The 20,205-nt window shown below is 64.1% G+C and carries 19 protein-coding genes and 2 riboswitches; of the genes, 10 read left to right on the forward strand and 9 right to left on the reverse strand.

The genetic code is table 11. The features are described from left to right. Positions 1-43 precede the first annotated feature (43 nt). Genes CKW37_RS01120 through CKW37_RS01130 form a run of 3 tightly spaced genes read left to right on the forward strand, consistent with a single transcriptional unit; the run spans position 44 to position 2,864 of the window. Positions 44-733 carry a C39 family peptidase gene (locus CKW37_RS01120; protein ID WP_095153589.1) on the forward strand — a complete coding sequence of 230 codons (690 nt, stop codon included), beginning with the start codon at positions 44-46 and terminating at the stop codon, positions 731-733. Between the two features lie 33 nt (positions 734-766). Beyond that, positions 767-1,510 carry a hypothetical protein gene (locus tag CKW37_RS01125; protein ID WP_095153590.1) on the forward strand — a complete coding sequence of 248 codons (744 nt, stop codon included), beginning with the start codon at positions 767-769 and terminating at the stop codon, positions 1,508-1,510. Between the two features lie 49 nt (positions 1,511-1,559). Continuing rightward, positions 1,560-2,864, forward strand: coding sequence for a transporter (locus CKW37_RS01130; protein ID WP_095153591.1), 1,305 nt, complete (start codon positions 1,560-1,562; stop codon positions 2,862-2,864). 72 nt (positions 2,865-2,936) lie between these two features. Here CKW37_RS01130 and CKW37_RS01135 read toward each other — a convergent pair whose 3' ends face one another. Further along, positions 2,937-4,262 (reverse strand): sigma-54 dependent transcriptional regulator, encoded by a 1,326-nt coding sequence (locus CKW37_RS01135; RefSeq protein ID WP_095153592.1) that lies wholly within the window; start codon positions 4,260-4,262, stop codon positions 2,937-2,939. A gap of 325 nt (positions 4,263-4,587) precedes the next feature. On the opposite strand from CKW37_RS01135, the gene CKW37_RS01140 reads away from it, so the two are divergent. Then, positions 4,588-4,854 carry a hypothetical protein gene (locus CKW37_RS01140; protein WP_095153593.1) on the forward strand — a complete coding sequence of 89 codons (267 nt, stop codon included), beginning with the start codon at positions 4,588-4,590 and terminating at the stop codon, positions 4,852-4,854. Positions 4,855-4,924: 70 nt separating this feature from the next. Here CKW37_RS01140 and CKW37_RS01145 read toward each other — a convergent pair whose 3' ends face one another. The 4 genes from CKW37_RS01145 to cobW all read right to left on the reverse strand — a co-directional run bounded on the left by CKW37_RS01145 (position 4,925) and on the right by cobW (position 11,455). Then, on the reverse strand, positions 4,925-5,515 hold the full coding sequence (locus CKW37_RS01145) for a VWA domain-containing protein (RefSeq protein ID WP_256587660.1): 591 nt from the start codon (positions 5,513-5,515) through the stop codon (positions 4,925-4,927). Positions 5,516-5,610: 95 nt separating this feature from the next. Further along, entirely contained in the window at positions 5,611-6,621 is a 1,011-nt protein-coding gene (locus CKW37_RS01150) for an ATP-binding protein (protein WP_095153595.1), read from the reverse strand. 1 nt (position 6,622) lies between these two features. Further along, a complete protein-coding gene (gene cobN / locus CKW37_RS01155) occupies positions 6,623-10,384 on the reverse strand; it encodes a cobaltochelatase subunit CobN (RefSeq protein ID WP_095153596.1) in 3,762 nt (1,253 codons plus the stop codon). Positions 10,385-10,387: 3 nt separating this feature from the next. Further along, a complete protein-coding gene (gene cobW, locus CKW37_RS01160) occupies positions 10,388-11,455 on the reverse strand; it encodes a cobalamin biosynthesis protein CobW (RefSeq protein ID WP_095153597.1) in 1,068 nt (355 codons plus the stop codon). Between the two features lie 96 nt (positions 11,456-11,551). Further along, positions 11,552-11,760, reverse strand: a riboswitch (cobalamin riboswitch). Positions 11,761-11,816: 56 nt separating this feature from the next. After that, positions 11,817-12,004: riboswitch (cobalamin riboswitch) on the forward strand. Between the two features lie 97 nt (positions 12,005-12,101). Here cobW and CKW37_RS01165 point away from each other — a divergent pair. The 5 genes from CKW37_RS01165 to CKW37_RS01185 all read left to right on the forward strand — a co-directional run bounded on the left by CKW37_RS01165 (position 12,102) and on the right by CKW37_RS01185 (position 14,504). Further along, positions 12,102-12,284, forward strand: a complete 183-nt coding sequence (locus CKW37_RS01165; RefSeq protein ID WP_095153598.1) for a CbtB-domain containing protein — start codon at positions 12,102-12,104, stop codon at positions 12,282-12,284. Between the two features lie 11 nt (positions 12,285-12,295). After that, positions 12,296-12,988: a CbtA family protein gene (locus CKW37_RS01170; RefSeq protein WP_095153599.1), complete on the forward strand. Its 693-nt coding sequence runs from the start codon at positions 12,296-12,298 to the stop codon at positions 12,986-12,988. Next, positions 12,988-13,413, forward strand: a complete 426-nt coding sequence (locus tag CKW37_RS01175; RefSeq protein WP_095153600.1) for a cobalamin biosynthesis protein — start codon at positions 12,988-12,990, stop codon at positions 13,411-13,413. The genes CKW37_RS01170 and CKW37_RS01175 overlap by 1 nt, the downstream gene beginning before the upstream one ends. A 28-nt stretch (positions 13,414-13,441) precedes the next feature. Next, a complete protein-coding gene (cobM, locus tag CKW37_RS01180; protein ID WP_095153601.1) occupies positions 13,442-14,188 on the forward strand; it encodes a precorrin-4 C(11)-methyltransferase in 747 nt (248 codons plus the stop codon). Between the two features lie 70 nt (positions 14,189-14,258). After that, entirely contained in the window at positions 14,259-14,504 is a 246-nt protein-coding gene (locus CKW37_RS01185) for a DUF1272 domain-containing protein (RefSeq protein WP_095153602.1), read from the forward strand. A gap of 116 nt (positions 14,505-14,620) precedes the next feature. Here the strand turns inward: CKW37_RS01185 and CKW37_RS01190 are convergent, their stop codons facing one another. After that, the gene (locus CKW37_RS01190; protein WP_371864249.1) at positions 14,621-14,917 is read right to left on the reverse strand and encodes a hypothetical protein; all 297 of its coding nucleotides are present in this window, start codon (positions 14,915-14,917) and stop codon (positions 14,621-14,623) included. 168 nt (positions 14,918-15,085) lie between these two features. Further along, entirely contained in the window at positions 15,086-15,508 is a 423-nt protein-coding gene (gene hpaR / locus CKW37_RS01195) for a homoprotocatechuate degradation operon regulator HpaR (RefSeq protein ID WP_095153604.1), read from the reverse strand. Between the two features lie 378 nt (positions 15,509-15,886). On the opposite strand from hpaR, the gene CKW37_RS01200 reads away from it, so the two are divergent. Then, positions 15,887-16,699, forward strand: coding sequence for a gamma-glutamyl-gamma-aminobutyrate hydrolase family protein (locus CKW37_RS01200; RefSeq protein ID WP_095153605.1), 813 nt, complete (start codon positions 15,887-15,889; stop codon positions 16,697-16,699). 236 nt (positions 16,700-16,935) lie between these two features. On the opposite strand, the gene CKW37_RS01205 is transcribed toward CKW37_RS01200, so the two are convergent. Both CKW37_RS01205 and CKW37_RS01215 read right to left on the reverse strand, forming a co-directional pair. Beyond that, the gene (locus CKW37_RS01205) at positions 16,936-17,961 is read right to left on the reverse strand and encodes a hypothetical protein (RefSeq protein WP_256587661.1); all 1,026 of its coding nucleotides are present in this window, start codon (positions 17,959-17,961) and stop codon (positions 16,936-16,938) included. Between the two features lie 491 nt (positions 17,962-18,452). Further along, the gene (locus tag CKW37_RS01215) at positions 18,453-20,012 is read right to left on the reverse strand and encodes a methyl-accepting chemotaxis protein (protein WP_095153607.1); all 1,560 of its coding nucleotides are present in this window, start codon (positions 20,010-20,012) and stop codon (positions 18,453-18,455) included. Positions 20,013-20,205: the final 193 nt, after the last annotated feature.

Below are 20,205 nucleotides of genomic sequence, written 5' to 3' on the forward strand. Positions count from 1 at the left end.
GTCCTTCGGGGCCCCTTTCCTAATTTACGGGATGGGGAACATCATGCGTGCGCTCCTGCTAACGCTGCTGGTAGTCCTGAGTGGTCAGATCGACACGGCAAACGCCGCACAGATGGCGGTCGCCGCCCTGCCAGGCGGAGTCACGATCTACAAGCCAGTACAGAGCATCCGTGAACGCCGCTTCGCCAACCTGGTTCAACAAAAGACCGACTTCAGTTGCGGCGCCGCCGCACTGGGCACCATCCTCAAACAGGCCTACTGGCTGGACGTGGATGAAAGCCACATCATCGAAGGCATGCTCGCCCACTCCGATCAGGACATCGTCCGCGTCCAGGGCTTCTCGATGCTCGACATGAAACGCTACGTGGAAAGCCTCGGCATGCGTGCCCGGGGTTACAAGATCCCGCCGGAAAGCCTGCATGACGTGAGCATTCCGGTCGTGGTGCTGATGGATATCCGTGGCTACAAACACTTCGTCGTGCTGCAACGCACCGACAAGGACTGGGCCTACGTCGGCGACCCGGTACTGGGCCACAAACGCTACAAGTTCGATGACTTCGTCAAAGGCTGGAACGGCATCATCTTCGCCGTCATCGGCCCCGGCTACGACAAGGCCAACGCCCTGCTCAACCCGCCGGACCCGCTGACCGCCAAGAACCGCGTCAACAACTTCCAGCCCATCGACGATGCGCAATTGATGGAATTTGGATTCATCCAGAGCGACTTCTTCTAACAACAAGCGAGCATGGAGCTCCGGGAGCACCCGATGAAGACTTCAAGCTGGCTGATCGCCGCGTGTCTCGCGGCCAGCCTTCCTGCCCAGGCGCAGGCGTTCAAACCCATCGAAGTCAAGGATCAGGAACTGTCTCAACTACGCGGACGCTACGTGATGCCAGGGCGCATCATCAGTTTCGGGGTGGTCATGAACAGCACCTGGCAAAACGCCAATGGCGACCGCATCGGCGCGACGGCCTCGCTGCAGGTGCAGCAGTCGACCTTCAAGCCGCAATTCTATGTCTCCCTGACCGGTGAAAACGGCACGGGCACCTCCACCGCCCAAGGCACTGGCACCGTCACCGGTGGCGCTGGTCTGGGCAGCGGCCAGGGCGTGATCCAGGTGAACCGCTCTGCCGGCGACGGCAACACCACCTCCAACAACTTCCAGGTCAATGTCAGCGAGGCCAGCCAGGCACCGCAAATGGCCGCCCAGCAAGGCCAGGCCCTTGCCAGCGGCGCCACCATCAGCGCCAGCAACAACGCCGGCACCCTAAGCGTCGCCTCGACCTCCGCCGGTATCCAGATGAGCATCCAGGCCGCCAACAATCAGGGCGCCAGCCTCCAGCGGCTCGCCGATGGCGGGCTGATGCAGGCCACCACCCTGCTCGGCGGCAGCAACGCCGTCAGCAACATCACTCAGCTCAATGTGGTACTGCGCGACAACATGCCCACGGCAGGCGCGCTGAACTGCAATCTGGACCAGTTGAAGGGCCTTCGTATCTCCGGATATTGATCTACGCTCTGTTTCAACTTATTGCGCAGTTGGAAAGGATGGCTAACCTATGCACCGGAAGTTTTCATTCAATGCAGTCGTCTGTCTGAGCACCCTGGTTCCTTCAACGATGCTTTTCGCGGCACAGGACCCGCAGGTGGAGGCGCTGAAACAGGAGTTGCAAGCCCTCAAACAACGTTATGAACAGCAGCAACAAGCCTTGATGGTCCTCGAACAGCGGGTCCGCCAGGTCGAAGACCAACCCGCAACCCCAGCCCCCAAACGCCTCGTGCGTTCCCCTGCAACCAAGCCAAGCCAGCCTTCCGGGCAAGGCCAGGCGGTCGCGGCATCGGGTAGCGGTGCTTCCTACGGCGAATCGCTGAAAGACGACTCGGCCCCGGCACAGAGCGTCACCAACCTGTACGACGAAGCGAGCGGCTTCTTCGGCGGCGGCAAGTTCAGTGTCGAGACCGGCATCACCTATGCCCGGTACGACACCAAGCAACTGCTGCTCAACGGCTTCCTGGCGCTGGACTCGATCTTCCTCGGCAACATCAACCTCGACCGGATCAAATCCGACACCTGGACCCTTGACCTGACCGGGCGCTACAACCTCAACCAGCGCTGGCAGTTCGACGTCAACGTGCCGGTGGTCTACCGCGAGTCGACCTTCCAGTCCGGAGGTGCCAGCGGCACGCCCAACCAACCCGGCGGTGCCGGCACCGCGCTTTCCGAACGCACCGTTACCCGCGACCCGACCATTGGCGACGTCAACGTCGGCGTTGCCTACAAATTCATGGACGAGTCGGATTACGCCCCAGACGCGGTGTTCACCCTGCGGGTCAAGGCGCCCACCGGCAAGGACCCGTTCGGCATCAAGTTCCGTACCGATCCGCAAAACAGCAGCCTGCAATACCCGGAAAGCCTGCCGACCGGCAACGGCGTCTGGTCCATCAGCCCCGGTATCTCGCTGGTCAAGACCTTCGACCCGGCAGTGCTGTTCGGCAGCCTGTCGTACACCCACAACCTCGAGGATTCGTTCAGCGACATCAGCTCGACCGAAAACCAGAAAATCCCGGGCAAGGTCAAACTGGGTGACAGCTTCCAGCTCGGCGCCGGTGTCGCCTTCGCCCTCAACGAGAAGATGAGTATGTCGTTCTCCGTCTCCGACCTGATCGTGCGGCGCTCCAAGACCAAGGAAGACGGCGGCGACTGGGCCACCGTCACCGGCAGCGACGCCAACGCCGCCTACTTCAACGTCGGCATGACCCTGGCCGCCACCGACAAGCTGACCATCGTGCCGAACCTGTCCATCGGCCTTACCGACGATGCGCCGGACTTCACCTTCAGCCTGAAATTCCCGTACTACTTCTGATCGGTTTCACACACAAAAGCCCGTGGCTGCTGTTGCAGTCACGGGCTTTCTGGTTTCTGGCAGGGAATGGCCTCAGCGAATCTGATGCTTATGCAACAAACGGTAGAACGTCGGCCGCGAAACCCCCAACACCTTCGCCGCGATGCTCAGGTTGTCGCTGTGCCGGTTGAGCACATCGCACAGGGCCTGGCGCTCCGCCTGGTGCTTGTAATCCTCCAGCGTGCCGATCGGCGCCAGTGTGGAGGTCTGCTCTTGCAGGCCAAGGTCGCGGGGCTCGATCTGCCGCCCCTCGGCCAGCACCAGGCCGCGGCGCACGCGGTTGGCCAGTTCGCGGACATTGCCCGGCCAGTCGTGCTTGCCCATGGCACCGAGGGCGTCCTCGCTGAAGGTGCGCGGACGGCGTCCGGTTTCCTGGCTGTAGAAACGCGAGAAGTGGCTGGCCAGCATCGACAGGTCACCGTGACGATCACGCAACGGCGCGGTCACCACCTGCAACACATTGAGCCGGTAATACAGGTCTTCACGGAACCGGCCACTGACGATGGCGCTTTCCAGGTCCACGTGGGTGGCCGCCAGCACCCGCACATCCACGGCAATCGGCTGGCTGCCGCCCACCCGCTCGATGTGCTTTTCCTGGAGAAACCGCAGCAGGTTGGCCTGTAACTCCAGCGGCAGGTCGCCGATTTCATCGAGGAACAGGGTGCCGCCATGAGCCGCCTCGATCCGCCCGACCTTGCGCTGGTGCGCGCCGGTGAAGGCACCCTTCTCATGGCCGAACAGTTCGGACTGGATCAAGTGTTCGGGAATCGCCCCGCAATTGATCGCCACGAATGGCTTGTCGTGGCGCTGCGACTGGCGGTGCAGGGTCCGCGCCACCAATTCCTTGCCGGTCCCGCTTTCGCCGCGGATCAGCACCGGCGACTCGGTGGGCGCCAGCTTGCCCAGCAGCTTGCGCAGCTCACGGATCGGTCGGCTATCACCGAGCAGCTCGTGCTCCGGCTCATCGACCGGTGCCGGGCCCTTGCCCCGCAAGCGCGCCATGCCAAACGCCCGCCCCAGCGTCACCTGGACCCGGGACACATCGAACGGCAGGGTATGGAAATCGAAGAACCACTCGCAGACGAAGTCGCCGATCTTCTGCGCCCGCAGTTCCTGGGGGCTAAGCACGGCGATCCACTCGGCGCCGCTGCGCCCGATCAGGTCCTTGACCGCCTCGGGGTGCTGCAGGTGCGACGCCTGCAAACGCAGGAGCCCGACATCACAGGGATGCTCCAGGGCACTGCTCAACGTGCAGCTATGAACATCCCAGCCAACACTGCGTAATCCGGGCAACAGGCGATGGCAATCATCGCAAGGATCGACCACCAGCAAACGACGGTTCTGTGCGGGTTCGAGCATGACCGTTCCTTGACGCCAATTATTGGAAAAGTGAGTAGAAACAGCATCTTGGCAGACCCGTTTGTAACAGTAGCAATGAACGACTGTTGGCCCACTACCGTCTGTCCGTCGAGCACTGGCGTTATTTTTCACCCTCGGGAATTTTCCTGTTAATTCAACGTCTCAAGCGCCAGGAAAAAAACAATGTGCGAAGCGCGAATAAAAAATTTTCGCGAACGGTGTGACTTCACCTGTTACTTCGGACATCAGTACAAGTAACCTGCCGCTGCGAACAACCGCCGGCAACTTTCATTTTGATGTTTGGGACCATAGAGAGACCGAACCCATGAACGCTCCGCTGCGTGTCAACGAAGCACTGCTGATTGCCGACCACGCCTTCGAACCCTTCCAGTGTGTAGCCTGGGACGCGCCAAACGGTACCGGTGAGCTAAGCCTGGCAGTGATCGACCGGACCAGCACCCGGATTGGCAGCAAACAAGTGTCCAGCAGCACTTACTCCGACCCGGCGCAGTGGGCGCACCTGCTCGAAGAAGTACGCGCCGAGTTGCGCCTGAAAGGCTACGACCTGCAACCCTGGACCATGCCGAAGTAACTTCCAGCGTTTTCAGACCAATAAAAAAGTGCACCTCAGGGTGCACTTTTTGTTGTCGCCAAGTTGTACTTTATTGTCGCTGCGGCAATGCGCCACAGGCCGCGCTATCCAATTGATCCATATGCCAATAATCGGCCTGAAGTTGTTCCGCAAGTTGCCGCGCACGGCCCAGGCGCACCGGCCCGCTTTCCATATCGATCAGCACACTGGCACACGGCAGCGGCACCAGCGCCGCGCTTTTACTCAGGCGACCATCGGTCAGCAGCAGGCAGCGCTGTTGCTCGCCTGGAAATTGCTTCTGCCGCCGCACTAACCATTGCCGCGCTTCCTGCAACGCCGCCAGCAGCGGTGTGCCGCCACCCGCCCCCAGCTCGGCCAGCCATGGCTGCAACGCCGCGGAGGCCTTCAACCCATGGCGTTGCCAGCGAGGCGCAGTACCGCTGGCCGTGAGCAAGGCCAGACGAGCACGGGCGCGGTAGGCCTGATCGAAAAAACTCGCCAGCAGCCCCTTGGCCCGGCTCAACGCCTGATAACGGCGGGTCGAGGCCGAGGCATCGACGATCACCAGCCACAATTCGGGACTGGACGCACTGCGCTGGCTCCAGCACAGATCGGCGCGCTGCCGTGGCCGGCCCTTGAGCAAGGTCGCCGGCCAGGCCACCTTGCCCTGCCCCGCGCTGCGCCCACGGCCGCGCGGCCCCTGATCGAGCCGGCCAGCCTTGGGCCTGGCATCCGCGGCGGCGCGGGCGCGGATGCTCAGGGCTTTTTTGGCCAGGCCGGCACCTCGCGCCGGGCACCCACCGCCACCGGCTGCGCCGGCATTTCACCCCACTGGCCGGCGCCTGTCGCGTCTTGTGCCGGGGGTTGCTGGCCGGTTTGCGGCGCTGGCGCCGGAGGCTGGCTGCTGCCGGCCTCCGGCTCGCGACGACGATGGCGCAAGGCAAACTCCGCCACCGCGTCGATATCCTCATCTTCGATAACACTGGCGCCACGCCAGGCGGCATGGGCGCGGGCCGCGCGCCACCAGACCAGATCAGCGCGCAGACCGTCCACGGCAGCGGCGAAGCAACGCGCGGTAATCAGCTCCAGCGAACGATCATCCAGCTCGATCGAGGCCAGACGCTGGCGCGCCGCCTGACAACGCTGGCGCAGCTCGGCCTGGGCCGGCGCCCACTCGGCGCAGAACGCCGCCGGGTCAGTGTCGAAGGCCAGTCGCCGGCGCAGGATCTGCCCACGCGCCTCTGGCAGCGGCTGGCCGTGCAGGACGACGTTGAAGCCGAAGCGGTCGAGCAATTGCGGACGCAACTCGCCCTCTTCCGGGTTCATGGTGCCAATCAGCACGAAGCGCGCGCTGTGCCGGTGCGACAGGCCATCGCGCTCGATGCGGTTGGTGCCGCTGGCGGCGACGTCCAACAGCAGGTCCACCAGATGATCCGGCAGCAGGTTCACTTCGTCGACGTACAACACGCCGCCATCGGCCTTGGCCAGCACGCCGGGGGAAAACTGCACCCGGCCCTGCCCCAGCGCGGCATCCAGGTCGAGGGTACCGACCAGGCGTTCTTCGCTGGCGCCCAGCGGCAACGTGACGAACGGCCCTTCACCGAGCAGGTCCGCCAGGCCACGGGCCAGGGTGCTCTTGGCCATGCCACGCGGCCCCTCGATCAGCACGCCGCCGATCTTCGGGTCGATGGCGGTCAGGCACAGCGCCAGTTTCAGTTCCTCGGCGCCCACCACGGCGGCCAGGGGAAAGTGCACGGGTTCGGTCATCTCAAGTCTCTTCTTCGCCGTCCAGCAACTGTTCTTCGAGGGCTTCGCGGTATTCACCCGGCTCCTCCCAGAGCCCGCGCTGCTGGGCCTCGATCAAGCGCTCGGTGATATCTCGCAGCGCCTCGGGGTTGTGCTGGCGGATAAATTCGCGGGTCGCGGCGTCAAGCACATAGGCGTCGGCCAGCGATTGGTAATGATGGTCATCGATCAGGTGCGTGGTGGCATCGAAGGCGAACAGGTTGTCCACCGTCGCCGCCAGCTCGAACGCGCCCTTGTAGCCGTGACGCTTGACCCCGTCGATCCACTTCGGATTCAGCGCCCGGGCACGGATCACCCGGTTCAGCTCTTCCTTGAGGGTGCGGATACGCGGACGGTCCGGCTGGCTGTGGTCGCCGTGATAGCTGGCGACCGGTGCGCCGCCGAGGCTTTCCACCGCCGCGAGCATGCCGCCCTGGAACTGATAGTAGTCATTGGAATCGAGCAGGTCGTGCTCGTGGTTGTCCTGGTTCTGCAGCACCGCCTGCACCTGACTCAGGCGCCTGGCGAAATGGCCGCGGGCCTCGGTGCCATCGTCGGCGCCACCATAGGCGTAGCCGCCGTGGTTCAGGTAGACCTCGGCAAGGTCCTCACGGCTGTGCCAGAGGCGCCCGTCAATGGCGTTCTGCACCCCGGCGCCATAGGCCCCGGGCTTGGAGCCGAAGACCCGCCAGCCCGCCTGACGCCGCGCCTGCTCATCGTCCAGCCCGCTGGCGAGCAATTCGGCGCGCTCGCTGCGCACCCGCGCCGCCAACGGGTTGAGGTCATCCGGCTCGTCCAGCGCCGCCACCGCCTGCACCGCGGCATCGAACAGCTTGATCAGGTTGCCGAAGGCATCGCGGAAGAACCCCGACACCCGCAGGGTCACATCCACCCGCGGCCGGTCCAGCAGGCTCACCGGGAGAATCTCGAAGTCATCGACGCGGTGGCTGCCGGCCGCCCATACCGGGCGCACACCCATCAGCGCCATGGCCTGGGCGATATCGTCGCCGCCGCTGCGCATGGTTGCCGTGCCCCACACCGACAGGCCGAGCTGGCGCAGGTGGTCGCCGTGGTCTTGCAGGTGCCGTTCGAGAATCAGGTTGGCCGAGGCGAAACCCAGGCGCCAGGCGGTGGCCGTGGGCAGGTTGCGCACATCGACGGTGTAGAAATTGCGCCCGGTGGGCAGCACGTCCAGGCGCCCGCGGCTTGGCGCGCCACTCGGCCCGGCGGGGACGAAACGTCCGTCGAGGGCGGTCATTACGCCGTGCATTTCGGCTTCGCCGCAGGCATCGAGCTGCGGGGCCACCTGTTCGCGAAGCGCGGCCAGCAAGGTCCGCACCTCGTCCCACTGCGGCTCGGCCGGCACATCCGGCTCACCGGCCAGCGTTTGTTCGATCAGTTGCGCGCCCAGCCATTCCAGGCGTTCGCAGGTGTCGCCGTGGGTGCGCCATGGCGCTGTGTCGAGCAAGGCCAGACGCTCCGGGCGCGGGCCGTCCCACGGCTGGCCGAGGTCGCAGTCCAGCGGATCGAAACCCAGCGCCAAGGCTCGGGCCAGTACACGCGGCAGGCTGGCATTGGCACCGCGGCCATCGCCACGGGCAACCCGCAGCAGGGCCTGCAAGGTGTCGATGCGCAGGCGCCCGCCGGGCGACTCGCCGAAGACGTGCAAGCCATCCCGGATCTGCGACTCCTTCAGGTCGCAGAGGTAGGTGTCCAGCCGCGGCAGCCAGACATTGGCGTCATCCAGCGCGCCGTCCAGTTGCAGCTCGCGGTCGATATGGTTGTCGCGCACCAGTTGCAGGATCTCTTTCTGCAATTCGATGGCGCGGCGCGGGTCCAGCAATTGCGCTTCGTAGTACTCGTCGGCGAGCAGTTCGAGGTTGCGCAGCGGCCCATAGGTTTCGGCGCGGGTCAGCGGCGGCATCAGGTGATCGATGATCACCGCCTGGGTCCGCCGCTTGGCCTGGGCGCCCTCGCCCGGGTCGTTGACGATAAAGGGATAGATATTCGGCAGCGGCCCGAGCAGCGCGTCCGGCCAGCATTGCGCGGACAGGCCGACGCCTTTGCCCGGCAGCCATTCGAGGTTGCCGTGCTTGCCGACATGGATCAGCGCATCGGCGGCGAAACCGTGGCGCAGCCAGAAATAGAAAGCCAGGTAGCCGTGCGGTGGCACCAGGTCCGGGTCGTGGTAGACCGCGCTCGGGTCGAGCTGGTAACCCCGCGCTGGCTGAATGCCGACGAAGGTCAGGCCCAGGCGCAGGCCGGCGACCATCATCCGCCCGCCGCGAAACATCGGGTCTTGTTGCGGTTCGCCCCAGCGCTCGCGCACCGCCTGCTGATTGGCCTCGGGTAATTGCGCGAACGCCGCGAGGTAGTCGTCCAGCGCCATGCTCTGGGCACAGGGGCGCTGGTCGAGGCTGTCGAGGTCGTTGCTGACCCCGCCGAGCAGGTCGTGAATCAGCGCGGTGCCGCTGTCGGGCAAATCGCCCACCGGGTAATCCTGCTGTTTCAAGGCGCGCAGGATGTTCAGCGCCGCCGCGGGCGTGTCGAGGCCGACGCCATTGCCGATGCGGCCATCGCGGGTCGGGTAGTTGGCGAGAATCAACGCCACCCGCTTCTGCGGGTTGGGCAGCCGCGCCAGTTCGCACCAGCGCCGCGCCAGTTCGGCGACGAAATCCATGCGCTCGGGATGCGCGCGGTAACAGACCACATCGGACTGGCTGCGCTCGCTGCGCCAGGCCAGGTCCTTGAAGCTGATCGGCCGGGTGATGATGCGCCCGTCCAGTTCCGGCAAGGCGATGTGCATCGCCAGGTCGCGGGCCCCAAGGCCCTGCTCGCTGGCGTGCCAGCCGGGTTCATTGTCCTGGGCGCAGATCGCTTGCAGCACCGGGATGTCGCGGCGGAACGGGCGCAGGTGCGGCTGCTCCGGGCTGGACTGGGCAAAACCGGTGGTATTGAGGATCAACGCCGCGTCGGTTTCGTCCAGCCAGGCCTCGACCTGGGCCAGGCAACCGGCCTCCTTGAGGCTGGCGACCGCTATCGGCAGCGGATTGAGCCCGGCGCCGATCAAGCGCTCGCAGAACACGTCGACGAAGCCGGTATTGGCCGCCTGCAGGTGCGAGCGATAGAACAGCAGCGGCACCACCGGTTGCCCGGCGCACCAGTCGGCCCGCCAATCGGCGAGGTCCGCCTCGGCGTGATCCGGGTGATAAAGGCTGGTACGCGGCAGTTGCCGGGGCTCGTCCCAGGGGTAATCACGGCCCAGCCAGAGATTGGCCAGGCAGTTGAACAAATTCAGGGCGTTGGCCTTGCCGCCCTGGCGCAGGAAGTGCCAGAGCCGCTCGGCCTGCTCGCCGGTGACCGTGCCCAGGCTGCTCAGCTCCGGGTCCGGGCGGTCGTCGCCCGGCACCAGAATCAATTGCACACCGCGCTCGGCCAGGGCGACCAGTTGCTCGACGCCGTAGCGCCAATAGCCGATGCCGCCATGCAGCGACACCAGGATGACCTTGGCGTGGCGCAGCACCTGATCGACATAAAGGTCGACCGACGCATGGTTCTGCACCTGCATCGGGTTGGCCAGGCGCAGGCTGGGGTAGTCGTCCGCCAGCTCGCGGGCGGTTTCCGCCAGCAGCGCCAGGTGCGAGTCACCGCTGCAAAGGATCACCAGCTCGGCGGGGGTCTGCCCGAGGTCGGCAATGCTGTCGTCCGGCACGAAGCCGCCGGGCTGGGTCCGCAGCAGGTGCATGGATCAGGCGCCCAGGGCCGCGCGCAGACGGGCTTGCAGCGCCTCGGCGTCGAGTTCCTGACCGATCAGCACCAGGCGCGTGACCCGCGCTTCGTCACTGCGCCAGGCGCGGTCGAAGTGTTTGTCGAAGCGCGTACCAACGCCCTGGATCAGCAGGCGCATCGGCTTGCCGGGAATCGCCGCGAAACCCTTGACCCGCAGAATGCCGCTGTCCACCACCAACTGGGTGAGGGCGTCGAGCAGCAGGGCTTCGTCGGCTTCGGGCAGTTCCAGGGAAATGGAATCGAAGGCGTCGTGGTCGTGGTCGTCGTGGTCATCACCGTCGTGATGGCTGTCGTGGTGGGTACGGCGGCCGTCGATATGGGCTTCCGACTCGGCGCCCAGGCCCAGCAGCACTTCCAGCGGCAGCACGCCTTTGCTGGCTTCGATCACCTTCACGGCAGGCGGCAGCTCTTCAGCCACTTCGGCGCGCACGGCGGCCAGGGCATCGGCAGCGATCAGGTCGGCCTTGTTGAGGACGACGAGGTCGGCGCTGGCCAGTTGGTCGGCGAACAGTTCGTGCAGCGGGGATTCGTGATCCAGATTCGGGTCCAGCTTGCGCTGGGCATCGACCTGTTCCGGGAAGGCAGCGAAGGTGCCGGCGGCCACGGCCGGGCTGTCGACCACGGTGATCACCGCGTCAACGGTGCAGGCGTTGCGGATTTCCGGCCACTGGAAGGCTTGCACCAACGGCTTGGGCAGCGCCAGGCCGCTGGTTTCGATCAGGATGTGGTCGAGGTCGCCACGGCGGGCGACCAGTTCACGCATGACCGGGAAGAATTCTTCCTGAACGGTGCAGCACAGGCAGCCGTTGGCCAGTTCGTAAACCCGGCCGCTGGCTTCTTCTTCGGTGCAACCGATGCTGCACTGCTTGAGGATTTCGCCGTCGATGCCCAGCTCGCCGAATTCATTGACGATCACCGCGATGCGGCGGCCCTGGGCGTTGTCCAGCATGTGCCGCAGCAGGGTGGTTTTGCCCGAGCCGAGAAAGCCGGTAACGATGGTGACGGGGAGTTTGGCCAGTGTTTTCATGTCGGATGCCCTTGGCAGGATGGCGGGCATGCGGGACGGGAGCCACAGGCCATGCAGCCTGGGCGCGTTCGCCACCGGATCACCCCGCCCGGTTGAAAGTCGGAAACTGAACGAGGCAGGTCTCCTGGCTCGCGCTGTGCCCTTCAGGGCGACATCGACGCCTTCCCGCCGGTTCGGCAGTGGCTGTGTCGATGGGAGCAGCGCTTACAGTTGCGGGGGCAGCCGCGGCCTGGCCTGAAAAAGGCGCACCGCGTTCCCGTCTTAGCTCCGGCCCGTGCCAGAGAACCTCGAACCGGCAAGGCTACGCAGTGCCCCGAAGCCGGTCAACCGCTGTATTGACGGATGTCAACGCGCGTGATTTCCTAGCGCGATTCGTTTGGGTGCCTTTTTGTTACAAGGTGAAACGGGAAACCGGTAAATTCCGGTGCTGCCCCCGCAACGGTAAGTGAGGAAAGCGTCAGGACCACTGTGCTCGCGGGCATGGGAAGGTGACGCAACGGCTAAATGCCCTCATGAGCCCGGAGACCGGCCCGACGCAAGAATTGACCAAACCCGCGGTGGGCGGGCGACGTTGCAACCCCTGGGCGATTCCGGCCTGGGGTTCTTCGCGCTTGCCTGTTGCCGACAACACCAAGAGGAAAGCGCCATGCCGATCATCGCCAGTCACGCCATCGCCACCCCGACCACCCTCAGCCAGCGCATCGTCGCTGCCGTCAGCGCCTCGGTGCTGGGCCTGTGCCTGGTCTACTTCGCTGGCTTCTCGCACATCGAAGCGGTGCACAACGCCGCTCACGACACCCGTCACAGCGCCGCTTTCCCTTGCCACTGAGGCCTGCCCGAATGTTCATGCGCATCGCTCGCACCGCAGGCTTCGCCGGCCTGCTGGCCGCACTGCTGCTGACCCTGCTGCAAAGCTTCTGGGTCGCGCCGCTGATTCTCCAGGCGGAAACCTATGAAACCGCGGCCCCGGCCGTACAAGCACACGAGCACGCCGACGCCGCGGCCGGCGCGGAGCATCATCACGACGCCGAAGCCTGGTCGCCGGAAGATGGCTGGCAGCGCGTGCTGTCCACCACGGGCGGCAATCTGGTGGTCGCGGTCGGCTTTGCCCTGCTGCTCGCCGCCATGTACACGCTGCGTCGCCCAGGCCGCGTCACCACGGGTGCGCTGTGGGGGCTCGGCGGTTTCGCCGTGTTCTGCCTGGCGCCGAACCTGGGCCTGCCGCCGGAACTGCCGGGTACCGCCGCCGCCGACCTGGCCCTGCGTCAGTACTGGTGGATTGGCACCGCCGCGGCGACCGCCGTTGGCCTGGCGCTGATGGTGTTCGCCGGTAACTGGCTGCTCAAGGCCGTGGGCCTGGTGCTGCTGGTGCTGCCGCATGTGATCGGCGCGCCGCAACCGGAAGTGCACGAAAGCCTGGCACCAGAAGCGCTGGAGTCGCAGTTCATCGTCGCTTCGCTGCTGACCAATGCGGCGTTCTGGGTCGCCCTCGGCCTGATCAGCGCCTGGCTGTACCGCCGCCAGGCTGCCTGATGCCCTTCCCGCCCGGCGCAACCCCGCTGTTCGCCGGGCTGGGCTGCCGCCGCGGCAGTCCGGTCGATAATCTGGCCGGGCTGCTAAGGCGGACCTTGCAAGCCCATGACCTCCCTCTCGAAGCCCTCGCCGGCCTGGCCAGCATCGATCTCAAGCACGACGAACCCGGCCTGCTGCAACTGGCCGCGCAACTCGACCTGCCGCTGAGTTTCTTCAGCGCCGCGCAACTGGCGCCCTTCGCCGCCCGCCTCAGCCACCGCTCGCCGGTCGCCTTTCGCCACAGCGGCTGCCATGGCGTGGCCGAGAGCTGTGCCCTGGCGCTGGCCGAACAGGTCACCAGCCTTCCCGCACAACTGCGGGTCACCCGCATCGTCCAGGACGATATGACCCTGGCATTGGCCTGGGCGCCGTCGTTTGGCGGATAATCCGCCCCCTCTCGTTCAAGGATTTGCCATGACCGTCTATTTCATCGGCGCCGGCCCCGGCGACCCGGAGCTGATCACCGTCAAGGGCCAGCGCCTGATCCGCCAGTGCCCGGTCATCATCTACGCGGGCTCCCTGGTGCCCGCCGCGGTGCTCGAAGGGCATCAGGCCGAGACCGTCATCAACAGCGCCGAGCTGCACCTGGAGCAGATCATCGCGGCGATCAGCGCCGCCCATGCCAAGGGCCAGGACGTGGCCCGGGTGCACAGCGGCGACCCCGCCCTGTACGGCGCCATCGGCGAGCAGATTCGCCATCTGCGCGAGTTGGGCATTCCTTACCAGATCATCCCCGGCGTGACCGCCACCGCCGCCAGCGCTGCGCTGCTCGGCTGCGAGCTGACGCTGCCGGACATCGCCCAGAGCGTGATCCTCACCCGCTTCGCCGACAGCTCCCCTATGCCCGAAGGTGAAGCGCTGGCCAGCCTGGCCAGCCACAAGACAACCATGGCGATTCACCTCGGGGTGCGGCATCTGCCAAAGATCGTCGAGCAACTGCGCCCGCATTACGGTGGCGACTGCCCGATCGCCGTGGTCCATCGCGCCACCTGGCCGGATCAGGACTGGGTGCTGGGCACGCTGGACGACATCGTCGAGCAGACGGAACGCAAAGGCTTCCGCCGCACGGCGCTGATCCTGGTGGGCCGGGTGCTTGCCAGCGACAATTTCAGTGAGTCCGCGCTTTACCGGGCGGGCCACGCGCATCTGTACCGTCCCTGACCGCGCTATTGCATTGCCATCAGCGTTGCTTCAATTTAACGCTTCGGCATACCTCAAAGGACTACCTTCAATGCTTGAACTGCGCCCCTGCTGTGAATGCTGCGCCACCGACCTGCCAGGCGACAGCCGCGATGCACTGATCTGCTCGTTCGAATGCACCTATTGCCGCAGCTGTGCGGAAGGTCAGTTGAAGGGCAAGTGCCCGAACTGCGGCGGCGAGTTGCAGCCAAGGCCTGCCAGGGTGGGCGAGAAGCTGGCGCGCAATCCGGCAACGACGGTGCGCACGGTGAAGGCCGAGGGTTGCCCGACTCATTGAAGAAAGGGCCTACGATGCAGTAATGCCCTTCGCGAGCAAGCTCGCTCCTACAGTGTAGGAGCGAGCTTGCTCGCGAAGGGTCTCGACGGGCTTAACTGACTGGCCCTATTTTGTGGCTAATGCGGCTGCAGTTTGTTCTTGATCAGCCCGACGATAAACGTCAGCACCGCCCCGCCAGCCCCGCCGCCCACCACGCTGCTGATGATCGCGGGCAAATCCAGGGTGCCTGCCGCGCCAGCCTGGGCCAGGCTCTGATCGCCGGTGAATGACGCCAGGATCTGCCCCAGCACCACGCCACCCACCCCGCCAAGAATCGAATTGAGCAGCGGCCCCATGCCTTGTTTGCTCATGCCCGCCGCGTTGCCGCCTACCACACCGCTGATGATCTGAATGATCAGACTGATGATATCCATCGCCATAGCCTCTCTTAAGCGCCTGAAATGACGACTCGCGAGCGGGTTACTTCAGATACGGCCACTACCACCGGCGTTGAGACGTCGTGGTCCGACCAACGACGGCAAGCTGTTGCGGATAACCGACAGTATATGTAGGACTTTTCAGTTGCGCGAACAGCCGCTCTCTCAGGGCTTGACGTTCTTCAGCTCGTTGAGCAACCCCAGCAGCGTTTGCAGCTTGGCGTCGCCGAACTGTTCGAGGATGCGCTGGTAGTTGCGCTCCATGTCTTCGCTCATGTCCACGAAGCACTGCTGGCCCTGCTCGGTGAGGCTGACAAAGACCCGGCGCTGGTCCTGCACGGATTTCTTGCGCCGCACCAGGCCGTCGCGCTCAAGGCGACTCAGCACGCCGGTCATGCTCGGTTTGAGAATGCAGGCCTGTTCGGCCAGTTGATGGCTTTCCAGCTCGCCTTGCTGGCGCAGGATGCGGATCACCCGCCACTGCTGCTCGGTGAGGCCGTGTGCGTTGAGCGACGGGCGGAAGAAGGCCATGGTGGCTTCGCGGGCTTGCAACAGCGTGAGGGTCAGGGACGGTCTTGGACTAGGCATTGGCAGGCTGATATCAACGGAGGTTCTGAAGCTTAAGAGCGGGGCTTTCGGGCCGCAAGGCCCGTAATGGCCACGGTGCGGACAGCGGTGAAAGGCTCGTCAAATATAATGAACTGCCGTGTCCGCTAAAAATCACATTTACCTGAGACCAATCAGAGAGTTAAACGATAAATCAAAGGCTTTACGTTAAAAAATATGCACACGAAACGGTTAATCCGCTTGATATATTTAACGGCTCTGGCAAGCTATGCGGCAGGTTTCGACCGGGAATCGACGTTCGCGTGCACACCCGGCAGTGCTCGAAACCTCGGGTAGCGCCCCGCAGCAATCGGCGCGCCTGCACAACAATGACAGGCCGCGCCTGTCCCAAGGTGACATATGCCCAACAGCAACATTGGCAATAAGAATCAAAAAGCCCGCAAACCTGTCGTCCTGATGACCATGGGCTCTCAAGAGCGCAAGGGTCACGACTATCAAGTGATGACCCACAAGTACATCGTGCCGCTGGTCGAACACGCTGACTGCGTCCCCCTCCTGGTTCCGACCTGCTGCGGCACCGAAGACCTCGAACAGTATCTGGACATGGCTGACGGTGTGTACCTGACTGGCGCCGGCAGCAATATCGACCCGGCCCTCTACGGCCAGGAAAACCAGACTCCAGGCAAGGGTCAGGACCGCAACCGCGACCTCTTCGACCTGCCGCTGGTGCAGTTGGCCATCGCCCGTGGCCTGCCGATCTTTGGTATCTGCCGCGGCATGCAGGAAATCAACGTGGCGCTGGGTGGCGACATCTACCAGAAGGTCTACGCCGAGCCTGGCTTCAACGATCACCGGGAAAACCCGGAAGATCCGGTGGAGGTGCAATACAGCGCGGTGCACAGCGTGCGCATCGAGCCAGGAAGCTGGTTGCAGGAACTGCTGCAAAGCGACGAGATTCGCGTCAACTCGCTGCATGGCCAAGGCCTGAAAACCCTGGGTGAAGGCGTCGAGCCGCTGGCCCGTGCCGAAGACGGCCTGGTCGAGGCGATCCATGCGCCAAGCCTGTCGCCGTTCCTGTTCGCGGTGCAGTGGCACCCGGAATGGCAAGCCGCGAAGAACCCTGACTCGGTCAGGATGTTCGAAGCGTTCGGTGACGCCTGCCGTACCCAGGCGACCAAACGGCAACAGAGCAAGACCCAAAGTCTTGCTTGAGAAAAGCCACGCAATACCATGATTTAGTTGATTTTTTAATCATGAAAAAAGCCGCATCAAGGACACCTTGATGCGGCTTTTTTGTCTGACTCAAAATCCAATCAACATTAACTAAATCATTCAATCTGCTGAAATATAAGTATTTTTACGATAAAAGCACTGGGTTAGATTGTTCTTCTTTAACCTCACAAAACAAATCAATAAAAGATCATAACTATTTGTTTTTAATGATTTATCTAAGGAAAAGCATCCATCCTCGGCGCCATTTCCGACTGCGCCCCCAGGCGCCCTTCGATCTGTCCCGCCATCGACCACACCCCCGCCATTACCCCAGAGGCATGATTCTCCATCAGGCTCTGCCACTCCTCGTTCAGCGCCACATTGAGGATCACCCGCAACTGCTCGACCATTTCCGGCCGGTCACTCTCGTGCATCATCGCGCCGATCCCGGCCGAAGCCACGGAGATCAGCAGACCAGCCGCCTTGCCGACCGCCGCGGCTACCGCGCTGGCCGCGCCGCGCGGGGCCAACGTCGCTTCAAGACGGGTGCTGGCCTTGCTGGCCACCGACGACAGGCCGGTGTCCGAAGCCGTGGCATTGCTCGCCGCAGCCTTGCGGATCTGTTCGTCGAGCGCGAGCCAGGCGGGAAGCTGCAGGAACGGCCGCGCCGCAAGCGCCTGTTGAATGCTGGCATCCCGTGCTGGCGGCGGGCCCAGGGCAATCGCGGGAATACGGTTCAGGTGCAGGGCGAACTGCTCCGGCGGCGCCCGATAGCGCTGGGCAATGCCCTGCACTTGCTGGCCGAGCAACTGCACATAGAGTTCAGTGGCGCGTTCGCGGATCAGGTCGGGATTGATCTCTTCAGCCACCGGCTCCAGCACCCGTTCGCGGTACTGCTCCTGCAGGTACAGCGCCAGGCGATTGTCCGGCTGGGTGTCATTCTTGTTCTGGCTCATCTTGTACCAGGCGACCTTGAGGGTCAGCCATTGCTGGGTCCAATAACCGGTGAACCAGGGAATGAAGTCTTCTTCGGTGCGGGCTTGTACGCGCTCGCGCCAGACCCGCATGGAGCGGCGCGCATAATCCCCCGCCGAGCCCGTGGCGCCGCGCGAGGCCACGACGATTTCACGATCCACTTGCTGCCAGGCAGCCTGCGACAGCACCACCGGAGGTGGCTCCGGCGTGCGAGATCTGGAGCCGCAGCCACCCAGCGTCAACAACACGCCGACGAACAAAGCGACAGACAGCACAGGCTGTTTCACGATTGCGCCCCGCCGGAATCGAGGGACTACACCGGGGCACCCTGCACGGGCGCCCGCCCCGGACGCGGTTCAGCGTCCGTTTTTCGAGTATAGAAGTGGCCCGTCAGGACGGTGGCGACAAAACACCTTACCCGGCCCGCAACGGCCACTGCCGGACGGCCTGATAGCGCCCCTTGGACGATTCGTACAGCACAAATGCCTCGGCCAGCGGGCGAAACTCCCGCGGATCGACCTCCGTTTTCAATGCTTCAAACCGGAGAAATCGTCCCCAACGCGCCAATCAGAATCGCCAACGCCAGAAACCCGAACAGAAAAATCGCCATCTTGCCCATCACTGCCTCCGATTACCTAAACAACGGTTCAGACGGGAGCAGCGCAACAACCGCCGCCAACCACGCCTTTACGGGGCTTATTGTCGGCAAGCGGCTGTTTGCATAACAGAGGCAGAAAGCACTGAAAAATACGGATCAGATGCGCCGGCGCAAAGCGCTTCAGAAACGGAAATGCCCGACCATCCCGTGCAACCGATTGCTCAGGTGCTTGAGTTCGGTGCTCGCCGCGGAGATTTCCGCGCTGGCGGTGGCGGACTCCTCGGCGGTTTCCCGCACGCGGGTCACGCTCTGGTTGATCTCCTCGGTCACCGCCGCCTGCTCTTCCGCCGCAGTGGCGATCAGTTCGCTCATCTGCTGGATATTCGACACCTGGCGGGTGATGTGTTCCAAGGCCATGCCGGTATCGCGCACGCCGGTGACGGAGGCGCTGGTCTGCTGCAGGTTGGTCTTCATCATCCCGGTACTTTCGTCGGCGATGTGTTGCAGCGTGACGATCAGTTGCTCGATCTCGCTGGACGACGCCTGGGTCCGTTGCGCCAGGTTGCGCACTTCGTCAGCGACCACGGCGAACCCGCGCCCGGCATCGCCGGCCCGTGCCGCTTCGATGGCAGCGTTGAGCGCCAGCAGGTTGGTCTGTTCGGCCACGGCCTTGATCACATCAAGGATCGCGCCGATACGCCCGCACTCCTGTTGCAGACGCCCCAGCGACTCCGCCGAGGTGCCGACGCCGCTGGCCATTTCCTCGATCTGGCGGATCGCCTGTTGCGACATCGCCAACACGCTGCTGACCTCGTGATCGGCGCCCTTGGCGGCGCTGGCCGCCTCTTCCGAGTTCTTCGCGACTTCCTGCACGGTCATGGCGATCTCGTTCATCGCGGTGGCCACCATGTCGGTCTCGTTGCGCTGGCTGTCGATACCTTCCTGGGTGGTGCTGGTGATCGCCGCCAGTTGCGAGGCCGAAGCCGCCAGTTGCTGCGAGCCACAACCGATTTGCGAAATCACTTCGCGCAGGCTGGCGTTCATGGTGTTCAACGCACCCAGCAACACGCCCAGTTCGTCACTGCGCTCGACCTTGATGTCAGCGGTGAGGTCGCCGCCGGCGATACGCTGCGCCGCCTGCACGGCCTGGCGCAGCGGGTAGACGATCTGCCGGCTGATCAGCAGCGCGACGGCGATGCCGCAGAGGATCGCCACCAGGGTCACGACGGCCAGCCCCATATGGGTGCTCTTCACTTGCTCGGAGGCGCGCGCTTCTTCGGCGTAATACAGTTCGTTGGCGCCGTCCTGCAGACGTGACAGCAACTGGTTGGCGGCGGTCAGCTCGGCCACCGAACGGGCCTGGTCGCGAGCCTTGGAGTAGGTGTCGAGGTCGGCGCGCAGCTTCTGCGCGGCGCCGAGGTCCTGGGCCGGCCAGCGGCCTTCGCGGGCATCCAGCACCAACTGGTCGAAACCTTGTTTGAGCTTGGCGTGGTGTTCCTGGTGCAGGGCCTGGTGCTGGGCATCGCTGCTCAGGGCGAGGTTGTAGTTGGCTTCGCGGGTGAAGACGATCTCGTCGAACAGGCTACTGATGAAACTGATGCGCTTCAGCGACGCACTGCTGTTCTGCAGCCCGAAGCCCCCCAGCAGTGACAACAGCAAGGCAAACGACAACAGCAGGCCGAAACCCAGGCCGAGTTTGCGGGTAACGCTGAGGTTCTTCAGCGTGAATGCCTGTGACATACCTTTCTCCAACCTGTGAATTCATCCTCGCCGGTCCGCAGGTAACGGTAATCGGCAAGCCCAAAAAACCGGGAGTAATGTCATGACGCTGAAGCCGTGGGGAATCAGGCCGTGTACGAAAAAGCCCGTACAGACCCTGGTGCGCAGAGGTGTTCCGAAGGGATTCACACTGGCATCCGTGCAGTTCCCGAGC

Source organism: Pseudomonas sp. Irchel 3E13 (assembly GCF_900187455.1).
Lineage (GTDB): Bacteria > Pseudomonadota > Gammaproteobacteria > Pseudomonadales > Pseudomonadaceae > Aquipseudomonas.